Origin of the sequence: Pseudomonas sp. BCA17 (genome assembly GCF_004519405.1) — a bacterium.
Classification (GTDB): domain Bacteria; phylum Pseudomonadota; class Gammaproteobacteria; order Pseudomonadales; family Pseudomonadaceae; genus Aquipseudomonas.
On record NZ_SGWI01000001.1, the window covers coordinates 589,670 to 604,520 of the forward strand.

The window sequence follows — 14,851 nt, forward strand, 5'->3', positions numbered from 1 at the left end:
CGTTCCTTCAGAACGGTGTTGGCGATGGTCAATGACTCGGTAGGTCAAAACCCTCGCCAACCCTCATCAGCTCCGTTCTGCAGGCGTAAAACTTTGAAAGCAGCTTCTGTGAGGAATGCCGGCAGCGCTGGCTTTGCGGCTCAAAAAGCCCCCGAGCGCATGCGTGCCGTTCATTTCTGGATGAGCGTCCCGTGGGACCACTGATGAGGGTAATAACTGTGCTTGAAGCCTACCGCAAACATATCGAAGAGCGTGCAGCACTGGGTATTGTTCCCCAGCCGCTTAACGCCGAACAAACCGCAGGCCTGGTCGAGCTGCTGAAAAACCCCCCGGCTGGCGAAGAAGCCTTCCTCGTTGACCTGATCACCAACCGCATTCCACCAGGTGTTGACGAAGCTGCCTACGTCAAGGCCGGTTTCCTGTCCGCCCTGGCCAAGGGCGAAGCCACTTCTCCCCTGATCGACAAGAAACGCGCCGTTGAACTGCTTGGCACCATGCAAGGCGGCTACAACATCGTGACCCTGGTTGAGCTGCTGGACGACGCCGAACTGGCTCCTGTCGCCGCCGCCCAACTCAAGCACACCCTGCTGATGTTCGATGCGTTCCACGACGTGGCTGAAAAAGCCCGGAACGGCAACGAACATGCCAAGGCCGTGATCCAGTCCTGGGCCGACGGCGAGTGGTTCCGCAACCGCCCTACCCTGGCCGACAAGATCAGCCTGCGCGTATTCAAGGTGACCGGCGAAACCAACACCGACGACCTGTCGCCTGCGCCTGACGCCTGGTCTCGTCCTGATATCCCGCTGCACGCCCTGGCCATGCTGAAAATGGCTCGCGAAGGCATCGTACCGGACGAGCAAGGCAAGACCGGCCCGATGAAGCAGATCGAAGAAATGCGCGGCCAAGGCTTCCCGATCGCCTATGTGGGCGACGTGGTCGGCACCGGTTCGTCGCGTAAGTCGGCAACCAACTCCGTACTGTGGTTCTTCGGCGACGACGTGCCTTACGTACCGAACAAGCGTGCCGGCGGCTTCTGCTTCGGCAGCAAGATCGCCCCGATCTTCTACAACACCATGGAAGATGCTGGCGCATTGCCGATCGAGTTCGACGTGTCCAACATGAACATGGGCGACGTGATCGACCTGTACCCGCATGCCGGCAAAGTCTGCAAGCACGGTACCGACGAAGTCCTGGCCACCTTCGAAATGAAGACCCCGGTGCTGTTGGACGAAGTCCGCGCCGGCGGCCGTATCCCGCTGATCATCGGCCGTGGCCTGACCGACAAGGCTCGCGCTGAGCTGGGTCTTGGCCCTACCGACCTGTTCAAGCTGCCTGAAGCACCTGTCGACACCGGCAAAGGTTTCACCCTGGCACAGAAGATGGTCGGCAAGGCCTGCGGCCTGCCGGAAGGCAAAGGCGTTCGTCCCGGCACCTACTGCGAGCCGAAGATGACCACCGTGGGCTCTCAGGACACCACCGGTCCTATGACCCGTGACGAACTGAAAGACCTGGCGTGCCTGGGCTTCTCGACCGATCTGGTGATGCAGTCCTTCTGCCACACCGCGGCCTATCCAAAGCCAATCGACGTGACCACCCACCACACCCTGCCTGACTTCATCATGACCCGTGGCGGTGTGTCGCTGCGTCCTGGCGACGGCATCATCCACAGCTGGCTGAACCGTATGCTGCTGCCGGACACCGTCGGTACCGGTGGTGACTCCCACACCCGCTTCCCGATGGGCATCTCTTTCCCGGCCGGTTCTGGCCTGGTTGCGTTCGCCGCGGCCACCGGCGTCATGCCGCTGGACATGCCGGAATCGATCCTGGTGCGCTTCAAAGGCAAAATGAAACCTGGCATCACCCTGCGTGACCTGGTTCATGCCATTCCTTACTACGCGATCCAGTCCGGCTTGCTGACGGTCGAGAAGAAAGGCAAGAAGAACGCCTTCTCCGGCCGCATCCTGGAGATCGAAGGCCTGAACGACCTGACGCTGGAACAGGCGTTCGAGCTGTCCGACGCCTCGGCCGAACGTTCGGCTGCCGGTTGCACCATCAAGCTGTCGAAAGAGTCCATCACCGAGTACCTGAACTCCAACATCACCCTGCTGCGCTGGATGATCGGTGAAGGCTACGGCGATGCTCGCACCCTGGAACGTCGCGCCCAAGCGATGGAAGCCTGGGTTGCCAACCCAGAGCTGATGGAAGCCGATGCCGACGCGGAATACGCCGAAATCATCGAAATCGACCTGAACGACATCAACGAGCCTATCCTCTGCGCTCCGAACGACCCGGACGATGCCCGTCTGCTGTCGAGCGTTGCCGGTGAGAAGATCGACGAAGTGTTCATCGGTTCGTGCATGACCAACATCGGTCACTTCCGCGCTGCCGGCAAGCTGCTGGAACAGGTCAAGGGTCAGCTGCCAACCCGTCTGTGGCTGTCGCCGCCGACCAAGATGGACGCTCACCAACTGACCGAAGAAGGCTACTACGGCATCTACGGTAAGGCTGGCGCACGCATGGAAATGCCAGGCTGCTCGCTGTGCATGGGTAACCAGGCACGCGTAGAGCCGAACTCGACCGTGGTGTCGACGTCGACCCGTAACTTCCCGAACCGTCTGGGTGACGGCGCCAACGTCTACCTGGCTTCGGCCGAGCTGGCGGCAGTGGCCTCTACCCTGGGTCGCCTGCCGACCGTCGAAGAGTACATGGGCTACGCAGCCAAGCTGGACACCATGGCCAGTGATGTCTACCGCTACCTGAACTTCGACCAGATCGCCGAGTTCCGTAAAATCGCAGCAAGCGCCAACATCCCGGTGATTCAAGCCTAAGGTGTGTTGACATAAAAACGCCGCGTATCGCAAGGTACGCGGCGTTTTTTTATGCCTGGGATTTGGCTTGTAGTGCCAGTCGTACAGCTTCGTCCACGCTCAAGGCCGTGAGTAACACGCCAGGCGGGGACGCTTCGGGCAAGGCTTGCAATACTTCCAGGGCCCCATGACGTACCCGGGCTAGCACCAGGCGCTTGCCCTCCCCCTGCATCTGCGCGAAAAACGCTGCCAGCGCTTCGATACTGGTGCCATCAAGGTCGGGAGACTCTTCCAGGCTCAGCACCACCGCGTCGACAGGCGACTGGCGCGTCAAGCGCAAAGCCGCCCCCAGGATGCGCTCGGCATTGGCGAAAAACAGCGCCTCGCTGGGCCGCACGATCAACAAGCCCGGCACGGCTACGGCATCGGCATGATGTTGACGATCGACAAAGTCATGACTGTCGCCCAACCGCCCAAGCACCTGGATATCTGCCGCCGACATCTGACGCAGCATCAACACCACGCTGATCGCCACCGCCACCAGCAACCCATCCAGCACGCCCAGCACCAGCACCGCTGCCACGGCACAGATCACCAGCAAACGGTCGCGCCGCCATAGGAAGTAACGCCCCAAGGGCTGCAAGCTCAAGCCACGCCCCAGCGCGTAGATGACGATAGCGGCCAACACCGGCTCGGGCGTCAGCGCGACATAGGGCAGCACCGTCAACACGATGACCAACACCACCAGCGCCGCAACGATCCCTGCCAGCCGTGAGCCGGCACCCGCCGCCTCATTGGCCGACGTCGCCGAATACCCGGCACCGGCCGGCATACCGTGGAACAACCCGGACACCAGGTTGGCCGCCCCCAGTGCCAGCAGGTCGCGGTTGGAGTACACACGGTCACCGTGCTTAAGGGCGAATGAGCTGATGGAGCCATAGGATTCCGCGTACAGGATCATGACCAAGGCAAACGCCAGTTCCCCCAGGCGCAGCCAGTCGGCGAACGGCAAGACCGGGAAATGCCCCAGCTCCAGGCGCAAATCGATCAAACCGATCAGCGCCACGCCATGCGCTTGCAGGTCCAGAAACTGCCCGGCAAAAATGCCCAGAACCACCACCAACAAGCCGCCGGGCAGGCGCGGGATTCGTGCACACAGCCACAACACGGCCACTGCCAGCGCCGCGACTATCGCAGCCGGCCAGTTCCAACTCGGCAACTGCTCCAGCAACTGCGGCAGGAAGCGGATCAGGTTGTTATCGCTCAGGTGCACGCCCACCACACTGGCCAATTGCTTGAGGATGATGGTCAGCGCCAGGCCGAAGGCAAAGCCGCGCAGCACCGGCTTGGCAATAAACGAGGTCACGCCGCCCAGCTTGAATAACCCGGCCAGCAGGAACAGTACGCCGACGATCAGCACCAAACCGAACGCCAGGGACAGCCGCAATGCCGGATCGCCACCCGCCAGGCTGGCGGTGGCTGCGGCTAATACTGCCGCCGAAGACGACGTGGCCGACACAATCGCGAAACGGTTGGTGCCGAACAGGCCGTAGCACACCAGCCCGGCAAACAAGGCAATGACACCCGTCTGGGGTGGCAGCGCGGCGATACTCGAATAGGCCACGGCCTCCGGCAGCAGCAGGCCGGCAATGGATAACCCGGCGAGTATGTCTTGGGTACGGTTGGGCTGGGCAGCAATAAGGCTATCGGTTTCAGTTTTCAATCGGCCCAACCCATCCTGGCAGGTAACGTGCTTCCTGGGTGCGTGCCAGGGTCATCGCCTTATTCAACAGCTTGGCGCTCGGTTGGGCCACCACGTCGCTGCCGATGCGGCTGCGAAAGAAGTCCGCCCACAGGAACTCACTGAACGGCGTCGCGTCTTTGGCGTAACCACCGGCCGTGCGCAACATGCCCGCCAGGCTACGGTAAGGATCATCCTGAAGGTCGGTGATCTTGCGGGGAATCGCTTCGTAACTTCGGCGCAGGCCGCGCGCATCGTAGGGATGTACCCATTGATTGAACGCCATGACATTCCAGAAGGTGCTGCGCTCCACGAAGGACAAGTCCTTGAGCAACAACAGCGACACGCTCTTGACCTCTTCCAGCAACAGGGCCAGCCCGAAGTGGTGATGGTCGGTAATGTAATAGCGCTCATCCGGCCCCAATACGCAAGGAAACCAGTGCTTGTCGAGAGCGGCAGCGCGCTCTTTACGCTTGAGCTTGGTCCAGGCCTCGCGCTTGGTGGCCACTTCAGCCATGCCGACCGTCAATTGAGTGGGGTGCAGCTTTTCCAGCTTGCCTGTAACCAGTTGCGGACGCGGTCGAGCCATGGAGAACTCCAAAAAGGAAGCGATAAGCCGACAGCTTAGCCCTCATTGGTTGCCCAGTTTATTCAGCGCAAAAAAAAGCCGATTCGCGCTGTGCGAATCGGCTTCGGTTCGGCGCTGCCTGGCGTCAGGACAGCAGCGAGTAAATCAACGCAGTAATCGCCACCAGGCCAACGGCCGTGACAAATACATTGGACGCCTGGCCGCGGTACTTGGCCATGGCCGGCACCTTGCGAATGGCGTACATCGGCATCAGGAACAGGATCGACGCAATCACCGGCCCACCTAACGTCTCGATCATGCCAAGGATGCTTGGGTTGAGCGTAGCGACGAGCCAGCACACGATCAGCATGAAGGCTGCGGTCATGCGGTCCAGGGACTTGGCTGCCGGGCGACGGCCGGTCTTGAGCACCAGGCCCTTGAGACCTTCGCTGGCACCGATGTAGTGGCCCAGAAACGACTTGGCAATCGCCACGAATGCAATCAACGGCGCAGCGAAGGCGATGGTCGGGTTATCGAAGTGGTTGGCCAGGTACGACAGGATCGACAGGTTCTGTGCTTTCGCTTCCGCCAGTTGCGCCGGCGACAAGGTCAGCACGCAGCTGAACACGAAGAACAGCACCATCGCCACCATCAACAGGTGCGCACGGGACAGGATCTGCGAACTGCGCTCATCGGCGTGGGCGCCGTACTGGCGCTTCTGATCGACCGCGAACGCCGAGATGATCGGCGAATGGTTGAACGAGAACACCATCACCGGAATTGCCAACCACAGCGTGTTGAGCAGCGCCGACGGTGCCGGCACTTCACTGGCGGTGCTCAGGATGCCGCCGGTCCAGTGCGGGACCAGGTACACCGCCAGGAACAGCAAGGCCACGATGAACGGATAAACCATCAGGCTCATGGCCTTGACGATCACTTGTTCGCCGCAACGCACCACAGCGAGCAGGCCAAGGATCAGCACGAAGGCCAGGATCGCCCGAGGCGGCGGCATGATGTGCAACTGATGCTCCATGAAGCTGCTGACGGTATTGGTCAGCGCCACGCTGTAGATCAGCAGGATCGGGAAGATTGCGAAGAAGTACAACAGGGTGATCAATGCGCCGGCCTTGAGACCGAAATGCTCTTCGACGACGTCGGTAATGTCGGAGCCGTCGCGGCCGGACAGGACGAAACGGGTCAGGCCACGATGGGCAAAAAATGTCATCGGGAATGCCAGCAGCGCGAGGATCACCAGCGGCCAGAAGCCCCCCAGACCCGCGTTGATCGGCAAAAACAAAGTACCGGCGCCAATGGCGGTACCGAACAGGCCGAGCATCCAGGTGGTGTCCTGGCGGCTCCAGCTTGTGAGGGTTGCAGGTGTCGTTGCATAGCGTTCATCGACGCTATTGGCCTGATCATTCATCCGGTCGGATCTCCGCATTTACATGGCCGAGACGAGTCAGAAAAACCTGACAGGCAGCGCCCCAGCCATAACAAGCGCGCGATTCTCCGGGATTCTTTCGAATAAGCAAAGACTTAGCTGAGGAACGGTGTTGCGGTGCAGAAGCTCAAGTGCAGCCATAAGCGGCGGTTTCAGCGGGCTGCAGCACGATACGCGCAATCGCAAGAGCGATCGATTGCTTCCATTGACAGCCAACCGCCCTTCCCAGCATGATCGAGCAATGAACGTTATCCAGTTGCACCTCACCCGCACCACCACCACGACCGCTTTTGGCGGGGCGTGCGGTTGCCGTGGGTGCGTGAGCGAGTAGAGCCCCCCAATACAACCCAAGGCCCCGCCAGCAATGGACGGGGCCTTTTTATTGCCCCGGCATCTGGCAACTGCAAGGAGCAAGACCATGGCAAACGCCCTGTTGATCATCGATATGCAAACCGGTTTATACGATGGGCCGGAACGCCCCTTCGAGCGCGAACGTGTGCTGGGTACCATCAACGGCTTGATTCAGCGCGCTCGCAACGCCAACGCAGCGATCTTCGTTGCTCGCCACACCGGCCCTGCGGGCTCACCGATCGCAGCCGGCAGCCCGCTCTGGCAGCTCTGGCCAGGCCTGGATGTCGACCAGGCCCGCGACTGCCTGTTCGATAAAACCCGCCCGAGCTGCTTTCTCGGCACCGACCTGGCGCAGCGCCTTGCAGCGGCGCAGATCAATGAATTGGTGATCGTGGGCATGAAAACCCAGTTCTGTGTCGATACCACGTGCCGGGTGGCTGGGGAGCTGGGCTTCTCGGTGGTGCTGCCGGAGGATGCGCATACTTGCATGGACACCCCGGCATTGAAGGCCGAGGCGATCATTGAGCATCACAATGCGACGTTGGCGGGCGCGTTTGTGAAGCGCGTCAAGGCACAGGATGTGGTGTTCTAGAAGCACCCCTGCGGGATTTTCTGATCGGACAAATTGTTCTGTCGTGCAAATCCCGCATACTGTCCCCTCAAACCCTTCAGGAAGAGCCTTGCGATGTCCACCACTGTTCTGGTCCTGGTTGAAACCATCAACGACTACCTGTCCATCATCGAGGACAGCGAGTTCCATGTGATCCTGGCGCCGACGCCCACCGAACGCGCCCAGGCGATCAAGACCCACGGTGGGCAGATCAAGGCTGTGCTGACCCGTGGCCCGCTGGGCCTGTACGCCGAGGAAATCGCTGCGTTGCCACTGCTGGAGATCATCTGCGTGATCGGTGCCGGCTACGAGCATGTGGACCTGCAGGCGGCGAGCAATCGCGGGATCGTGGTGACCAACGGCGCCGGGGTGAACGCGCCGTCGGTGGCCGACCATGCAATGGCGTTGCTGCTGTCGCTGGTGCGCGGCATTCCCCAGACCGATGCGGCGGTAAGGCGCAGCGAATGGCCGAAGGTCATGCGCCCTTCCCTGGGCGGGAAGCAATTGGGCATTCTCGGGCTGGGTGCAGTCGGCATGGAGATCGCCAAGCGCGCCTCACTCGGCTTCGGCATGGAGGTGAGTTATCACAACCGCCAGCCCCGCGATGATGTGGACTACACCTACTGCGCAACCGCCGTGGAACTGGCGCGCACCTCGGACTTCCTGATCCTGGCCACACCGGGCGGCGCGAGCACCCGCCACCTGATCGATCGCCATGCACTGGACGCCCTGGGGCCGAACGGCTACCTGGTGAACATCGGGCGCGGCAGCGTGGTAGTCACCGCCGACCTCGTCGCTGCCCTTGAACAACGGCGTATCGGCGGCGCGGCACTGGATGTGTTCGACGATGAGCCCAAAGTGCCCGACGCCCTCAAGCGCCTGAGCAATACCGTGCTGACCTCGCATGTCGCCGGCCTGTCGCCGGAAGCCGCCCATGACACCGTGCAACGCGTGGCCGACAACCTGGTGGAATATTTCGCCGGTCGCCCCGTGTTGACCCCGGTGGCACTGCCGCCACGCAACTAATAGCGATTAGCCAGCCACGCCGTAAAACCCGTCTACACTGCTGACGGGGATGCTCAAGGCGTCGGTGCATGGCCGGCGAAGGAACGCACAATGTTTGGCCACGGACCCGGCCCGGCCCGTCAACGCGGTGCCATCGGTTTGATCGGCGCGGTCACGCTGGGGATCGCGCTGTTGTTTCTGCTATTGGTGGTCGACAGCGGCCGCCTGTACCTGGAAAAACGCAAGCTGCAACGCGTGGTCGACACCGCAGCGCTGGAAGCCGTCAGCCGCGGCGGCAAATGCGTGGCCCCCAATGACAACGCCGCGCAATTCGCAACCCAAAGCGCCCTGCGCAATAACTTCCCGGTCGATGCCGACCGTACGCTGGCCACCGCCTGCGGCACCCTGGCCACCGGCGCGGACTTTATGCGCACCTTCAGCGCCGACCCGACCAAGGCCGACGCCATCCAGGTGATCGCCACCCATCGCGTCGCCACCAGCATCGCCCACGCCCTGCACACGCTGTTTTCGACACAACCCATTAGCCTGACCACACTGCTGAGCGCTACCGCCGTGGCCGCCGCCCCTTCACCACCGGTCGCGACACTCACCGTGCGCAGCACCTTGCTGACGATAGACAGCACCCAGTCCGCCGCCCTCAACGGCCTGATCGGCGGCCTGCTGGGCGGCAAGCTGCAGCTCGACGCGGTGGGTTGGAACGGCTTGATAAACACCGATATCAGCTTACTCAGCTACCTGGATGCCCTGGCCATCCGCCTGAATGTCAGCGCCGGCAACTACGACCAACTGCTCAAGACCGACGCCACCGTCGGTCAGTTGATCCAGGCGGCCATCGATGTGCTCAAGCTGGGCGGCGATGCGGTCAAGGTGGTGATCAATAACCTGGAAACCATCAAGCTGATCGCCCCCGGTACGGAAATCCTGCACCTGGGTGACCTGGTCAAGATCCAGAACGGCACCGACAAAAGCGCGCTGAATGTGGACCTGCAACTGTTCAACCTGATCCAGGGGTTTGTGCAGCTGTCGAACAAGGCCAGCGCAGTGGCCGTCGAGCTGCCGGTGGATGTGCTGGGCTTGCTGAATGTCACGGTCAAGACCCGGGTCATCGAGCCGGCACAGATCTCCGCTATCGGTAACCCTCAACTGATCGCAACCCAGCCGATTTCCGTGCGGACGGCGCAAGTCAGGACCTGGATTTCGTTGAAGCTGCCGGTGATCGACGGCCTCACCAAGGTAATCGGTGTCGTCACCGACCTGGTGGGCTTGCTGTTGGGCAGCTCACTGGACGTCGTGCCCGGTACGCAAATCGATATCGCCCTGGAAGCCGCCAGCGGCAGCAGCTATGTCACCGACTATCGTTGCAACGGGCCTGCCGACACGTCTCTCTCCGTGTCAGGCACCACTTCGGCAGTCAGGCTGATGGTGGGCCGGATCGATCCGAAGAACCTGTTCTCGTCCACTGAGCCCCTGAAAGTCGACGACTTCCCGCTGCTCGACCTTGGCGTCAGGACCTGCAGCAAAGGCGTGTGCGACCCACGGCAACCCTACGCAGTCGGCGGCCTGAGCCTGCGGGTCGACAGCAGTGTCGCCAAGACCACCCGCGCCCATGTTTATGTGTCGCCGCCTGAGGTCAAGCTACCGCCGAGCTATTTCAGCTTCAGCGCCAACAACGTAGTCGGCAGCCTGAGCGACACCCTCAAGGGTATCCGGTTGACCAGCCATACACCGACGCTCACCGGGCTTCTGGGCTTGGTGCTGGGCCTGGTAGTCGATGTGCTGACCGGTGTGCTGAACCTGCTCAGCGGGGTCATTTCCGGCCTGCTCAGCCCATTGCTCGACCCACTGGTCAACAACCTGCTCGCCGGCCTGGGCATCGACCTGGCAAAAGTCGAAATCGGTGCCAACCTGTCCTGTACTCCCGGCGGCCGTGCAGTGCTGGTGATTTGAGCACATCAGGCCCGCTGATCATCATCCAACACGCTAACCTATTAAGCCGCCCCGACCTTGTCGCTGGGCGGCGGTGCGCATTAGATTAGCCAATAGTCCACGGCCTTTAAAATAAGCAGAAGGGATAAGCATGGCGCTTAACGACCAATCGACTCAGATCCGCCCAGGCGAAGAACTGGATGCCAACCTGATCGACCCTTACCTCAAGGCCCACATTCCGGGGCTGAGCGGCACGGTCAAGATCAGCCAGTTCCCCGGTGGTGCGTCCAACCTGACTTACCTGCTGGAATACCCGGGCCAGGAGTTCGTACTGCGCCGCCCGCCGTTTGGCCACAAGGCCAAGTCCGCCCACGACATGGGCCGCGAGTACCGCATTCTCAACCAGTTGAAAGATGGTTTCCCGTATTGCCCGAAAGCCTACGTGCACTGCACGGATGAATCGGTGATAGGCGCCGAGTTCTACGTGATGGAGCGGGTCAAAGGCATCATCCTGCGCTCCGACCTGCCGGCCGAACTGGGCCTGGATGCAACCACGACCGAAGCCTTGTGCAAGAGCTTCATCGACAAATTCGTCGAGCTGCATCAAGTGGATTACGCCGCCTGTGGCCTGGCCGACCTGGGCAAGCCCGAGGGCTATGTAGCGCGGCAGATTCGCGGCTGGAGCGAGCGCTACGAAAAAGCCCTGACCCCGGACGCCCCCCGCTGGGAGAAGGTGCGCCAGTGGCTCAACGACAAGATGCCGGCCGACCACCCGACGTCCAGCATCGTCCACAATGACTACCGCTTCGACAACGTGATCCTGGACCCGCACAACCCCATGCAGATAATCGGCGTGCTGGACTGGGAACTGACCACCCTCGGCGACCCGTTGATGGACTTGGGCAACACCCTCGCCTACTGGATCGAAGCCGCCGACCCTGCACCGGTGCAACTGATGCGCCGCCAGCCGAGCAACGCCCCCGGCATGCTCACCCGCCGTCAGTTTGTCGATTACTACGCTGAACGTTCCGGCATCCGGATCGACAACTTCGACTTTTACTACACCTACGGCCTGTTCCGTCTGGCCGGGATCGTGCAGCAGATCTACTACCGCTTCTTCCATGGCCAGACCCAGGACAAACGCTTTGCGCAGTTCATCCAGATGAACACGCTGCTGGAGCAGATGAGCCTGAATGTCATCGCCAGATCCGCACTCTGATTACTAGAACAAGGAAACCTCATGTCCAAGACCAACCTGTTCGACCTCGATGGAAAGATCGCATTTGTTTCCGGTGCCAGCCGCGGTATCGGCGAGGCCATTGCCAAGTTGCTGGCCCAGCAAGGCGCCCATGTGATCGTGTCCAGCCGTAAGCTGGAAGGCTGCCAGCACGTTGCCGATGCGATCATCGCCGACGGCGGCAAGGCCACCGCCGTGGCCTGCCATATCGGTGAAATGGAGCAGATCACCCAGGTGTTCGCCGGCATCCGCGAGCAATTCGGCCGCCTGGACATCCTGGTCAACAACGCCGCCACCAATCCGCAGTTCTGCAACGTGCTGGACACCGACCTCGGCGCGTTCCAGAAGACCGTCGACGTGAACATCCGCGGCTATTTCTTCATGTCGGTGGAAGCCGGCAAGCTGATGCGCGAGAACGGCGGCGGCAGCATCATCAACGTGGCCTCGATCAACGGCATTTCCCCCGGCGTGTTCCAGGGCATCTACTCGGTGACCAAGGCGGCCGTGATCAACATGACCAAGGTGTTCGCCAAGGAATGTGCGGCGTTCGGCATTCGTTGCAACGCGCTGCTACCCGGCCTGACCGACACCAAGTTCGCCTCGGCGCTGGTGAAGAACGACTCGATCCTGAAGATGGCCCTGGCGCAGATCCCGCTCAAGCGCGTGGCCGATCCCAGCGAGATGGCCGGTGCGGTACTGTTCCTGGCCAGTGATGCATCGAGCTACACCACGGGTGTGTCGCTGAATGTGGACGGTGGTTTTCTGTCCTGACATCGCCTGGGTTTGCTCAGATCGATTTGCGAGTAACCTTGGCGCAGATCGATCTGTCCCAGGATGAAACATGGAATTGCACCTCGTCATCAATGGCCGCAAGGACTTGGCTGCCCAGCTTTACCAACAGTTGCGCGAAGCCATCGCCGCCGGGCGGCTTTCGGCGGGCGCGCAACTGCCCCCCAGCCGCCTGCTCGCCGAGCAATTAGGCGTATCGCGCAAGACCGTATCCGACACCTACGCCACGTTGACGTACGAGGGGTTGCTGGTCGGCAGGATTGGCCGGGGCACCTTCGTCAACGCCTGGGCGCATCAGCCCGACCGCGTGCAGACCGCCGCGGACCTGGCCTGCGCCGCCAACCTGGGCAAATGGGCTGCGTTGCCCTCGCCCATGCACCACCCCACCCCGGACAGAACCCTGCGCTATGAATTTATCGGCGGTGCGACCACACGCAATCAATTCCCCCAGGATGAATGGCGGCGTTGCACCCAGGATGCGTTGCGCCGTATCGCACAACACAACGGTTTTTACAGCCAGCCGGAAGGTTTGCCGGCCTTGCGCGAGGCCATCGCAGGGCATATCGCCTTTTCCCGTGGGGTGAAATGCCACGCCGATGACATCGTGGTCACCAACGGCGCGCAACAGGCGCTGGACTTGATCACCCGCGTGGTAGTGGAACCCGGCACACTCGTGGCCATGGAAGACCCCGGCTACAGCCCCGCCCGCCAGCTGTTCATGGCCATGGGCGCGTGCGTTGCCGACGTGCCGGTGGACTCACAGGGCATTGAGGTCGACAAGATCCCCGACGGCACGCGACTGATCTATGTGACCCCCTCCCACCAGTTTCCCCTGGGCATGCCCATGAGCCTGGCGCGCCGCGAAGCGTTGCTGGCCCGCGCCTTCGCGTTGGGCGCGATCATCATCGAAGACGACTACGACAGCGATTTCCGCTACGAAGGTCGCCCCGCCAACTCCCTGCAAAGCATGGACACGCGAGGATTGGTGGCCTACGTCGGGACCTTCTCGAAATCCCTGCTGCCGGAGCTGCGCCTGGGCTATGCCGTGCTGCCGCCGGCAATTCATAGCGCAGTGCTCAAGGCCAAGCAACTGACCGACCAGCACAGCTCCACCTTGCCGCAATGGGCATTGGCCAAGTTCATCAACGAAGGTTATTTGCTCAAGCATATTCGTCGCTGCCACGCGGTGTACGCCGGGCGCCGCGAGCGCATCCTGCAGCGCCTGGCGGGGGATCTGTCGCCGTGGTTCGAAGCGGTGCCCAGCGTGATCGGGTTTCATATGGCGGCGTTGTGCAAGGTTCCGCTGGATATCGCGTTGCTGAGGCGCCTGGCACGGGAGGCGGAAGTCGGTTTATACCCCTTGGATGTGTTCTTCCATACCGCACCGATGCGCCAGGGCCTGACCATCGGGTTCGGCGCGATCGAACTGCTGGACATCGACCCTGCGCTGGATCGGGTGCGCGATATTCTGCTCCAAATGAGCTAGAGGCCCCCGCCGTGCCTTCACTGTAGGAGCAGATCAGCGACTCACGGGCGTTTGAAGTGACGGCGCAGGTCTTCAATCTGTGGTCGGCAGGCACAGCCTTCCAAGTGATCATTGACCATCCCCATGGCCTGCATCAACGCATACATCGTGGTCGGGCCAACGAAGGTCCAGCCGCGCTTCTTCAGGGCTTTGGACAATCGCACCGAAGCCGGCGAGGTCGGGTTGCCCGTCCAGTAAGCCAGGTCCACCACTGCCGGGCGCTCTTCAGGGCAAGGCTCGAACGCCCACAACCACTGCGCCAGCGAGCCGGTCTCATCCACCAGCTCACACGCCCGGCGTGCATTGTTGATTGTGGAGACGATCTTCGCCCGATTACGCACGATGCCGGGATCATTCATCAGCCGCTCTATATCGGCTTCGCCATACCGGGCCACGCGACGGAAATCAAACCCGTCGAATGCCGCGCGGAACTGCTCGCGCTTGCGCAAGATGGTGATCCAGGCCATGCCCGCCTGAAAACCTTCCAGGCAGATTTTCTCGTACAGCTGGATATCATCCGCCACCGGCACGCCCCACTCGTGGTCATGATAACGGCGATACTCCGGCGCCGAGGTGCGCCAAGTGCAGTAGCTCAGCCCTGTTGCGTCCGTGGTCAGCCCTGGCTCGTCCATCCATCACCTCTCCAATCGAGGCACGGATGATAAGCGAAAAATTTTCCAGCCCGCCAACCGCTCAAGCATCACCCTCACCGACCAACTGGTCAGACCGGGACCAGACAACCCTCGAATTTTTACTTGTGGTTTCAAAAAAACCCGGCGTAGACTGGCCCCGCACTGGACTTACCGGTAATACCACAACAATTAAGCCCT

The 14,851-nt window shown here is 61.5% G+C and carries 11 protein-coding genes; 7 read left to right on the top strand and 4 right to left on the bottom strand.

What is annotated here, in order from left to right; translation table 11 throughout:
• The first annotated feature begins 218 nt into the window (after positions 1-218).
• A complete protein-coding gene (acnB, locus tag EXW71_RS02635) occupies positions 219-2,828 on the top strand; it encodes a bifunctional aconitate hydratase 2/2-methylisocitrate dehydratase (RefSeq protein WP_123718584.1) in 2,610 nt (869 codons plus the stop codon).
• A gap of 49 nt (positions 2,829-2,877) precedes the next feature.
• Here acnB and EXW71_RS02640 read toward each other — a convergent pair whose 3' ends face one another.
• The 3 genes from EXW71_RS02640 to EXW71_RS02650 all read right to left on the bottom strand — a co-directional run bounded on the left by EXW71_RS02640 (position 2,878) and on the right by EXW71_RS02650 (position 6,539).
• The gene (locus EXW71_RS02640; protein WP_256657068.1) at positions 2,878-4,530 is read right to left on the bottom strand and encodes a SulP family inorganic anion transporter; all 1,653 of its coding nucleotides are present in this window, start codon (positions 4,528-4,530) and stop codon (positions 2,878-2,880) included.
• Positions 4,520-5,137, bottom strand: coding sequence for a ParB-like protein (locus EXW71_RS02645; RefSeq protein ID WP_134657477.1), 618 nt, complete (start codon positions 5,135-5,137; stop codon positions 4,520-4,522). Before EXW71_RS02645 ends, EXW71_RS02640 begins: the two co-directional genes overlap by 11 nt.
• A 124-nt stretch (positions 5,138-5,261) precedes the next feature.
• Positions 5,262-6,539, bottom strand: a complete 1,278-nt coding sequence (locus EXW71_RS02650) for a serine/threonine transporter (RefSeq protein ID WP_134657478.1) — start codon at positions 6,537-6,539, stop codon at positions 5,262-5,264.
• 436 nt (positions 6,540-6,975) lie between these two features.
• On the opposite strand from EXW71_RS02650, the gene EXW71_RS02655 reads away from it, so the two are divergent.
• The 6 genes from EXW71_RS02655 (at position 6,976) to EXW71_RS02680 (ending at position 13,982) form a co-directional block, all read left to right on the top strand.
• Positions 6,976-7,500 carry a cysteine hydrolase family protein gene (locus EXW71_RS02655; RefSeq protein ID WP_134657479.1) on the top strand — a complete coding sequence of 175 codons (525 nt, stop codon included), beginning with the start codon at positions 6,976-6,978 and terminating at the stop codon, positions 7,498-7,500.
• A gap of 93 nt (positions 7,501-7,593) precedes the next feature.
• Positions 7,594-8,544, top strand: coding sequence for a 2-hydroxyacid dehydrogenase (locus tag EXW71_RS02660; RefSeq protein WP_123718588.1), 951 nt, complete (start codon positions 7,594-7,596; stop codon positions 8,542-8,544).
• A gap of 90 nt (positions 8,545-8,634) precedes the next feature.
• Positions 8,635-10,491: a pilus assembly protein TadG-related protein gene (locus tag EXW71_RS02665; protein WP_134657480.1), complete on the top strand. Its 1,857-nt coding sequence runs from the start codon at positions 8,635-8,637 to the stop codon at positions 10,489-10,491.
• 130 nt (positions 10,492-10,621) lie between these two features.
• A complete protein-coding gene (locus EXW71_RS02670) occupies positions 10,622-11,689 on the top strand; it encodes a phosphotransferase family protein (protein ID WP_134657481.1) in 1,068 nt (355 codons plus the stop codon).
• A 21-nt stretch (positions 11,690-11,710) separates the two neighbouring features.
• The gene (locus tag EXW71_RS02675) at positions 11,711-12,478 is read left to right on the top strand and encodes an SDR family oxidoreductase (protein ID WP_016971825.1); all 768 of its coding nucleotides are present in this window, start codon (positions 11,711-11,713) and stop codon (positions 12,476-12,478) included.
• 70 nt (positions 12,479-12,548) lie between these two features.
• Positions 12,549-13,982 (top strand): PLP-dependent aminotransferase family protein, encoded by a 1,434-nt coding sequence (locus EXW71_RS02680; protein WP_134657482.1) that lies wholly within the window; start codon positions 12,549-12,551, stop codon positions 13,980-13,982.
• A 41-nt stretch (positions 13,983-14,023) separates the two neighbouring features.
• Here the strand turns inward: EXW71_RS02680 and EXW71_RS02685 are convergent, their stop codons facing one another.
• Positions 14,024-14,653: a DNA-3-methyladenine glycosylase I gene (locus EXW71_RS02685; RefSeq protein ID WP_134657483.1), complete on the bottom strand. Its 630-nt coding sequence runs from the start codon at positions 14,651-14,653 to the stop codon at positions 14,024-14,026.
• Positions 14,654-14,851: the final 198 nt, after the last annotated feature.

Bases quoted from the DNA above. Each gene is read 5' to 3' on its own strand.
- EXW71_RS02685 (WP_134657483.1), bottom strand. From the start codon at position 14,653: ATGGACGAGCCAGGGCTGACCACGGACGCAACAGGGCTGAGCTACTGC.
- EXW71_RS02680 (WP_134657482.1), top strand. From the start codon at position 12,549: ATGGAATTGCACCTCGTCATCAATGGCCGCAAGGACTTGGCTGCCCAG.
- EXW71_RS02650 (WP_134657478.1), bottom strand. From the start codon at position 6,539: ATGAATGATCAGGCCAATAGCGTCGATGAACGCTATGCAACGACACCT.
- EXW71_RS02660 (WP_123718588.1), top strand. From the start codon at position 7,594: ATGTCCACCACTGTTCTGGTCCTGGTTGAAACCATCAACGACTACCTG.
- EXW71_RS02645 (WP_134657477.1), bottom strand. From the start codon at position 5,137: ATGGCTCGACCGCGTCCGCAACTGGTTACAGGCAAGCTGGAAAAGCTG.
- EXW71_RS02675 (WP_016971825.1), top strand. From the start codon at position 11,711: ATGTCCAAGACCAACCTGTTCGACCTCGATGGAAAGATCGCATTTGTT.
- EXW71_RS02670 (WP_134657481.1), top strand. From the start codon at position 10,622: ATGGCGCTTAACGACCAATCGACTCAGATCCGCCCAGGCGAAGAACTG.
- EXW71_RS02665 (WP_134657480.1), top strand. From the start codon at position 8,635: ATGTTTGGCCACGGACCCGGCCCGGCCCGTCAACGCGGTGCCATCGGT.
- EXW71_RS02655 (WP_134657479.1), top strand. From the start codon at position 6,976: ATGGCAAACGCCCTGTTGATCATCGATATGCAAACCGGTTTATACGAT.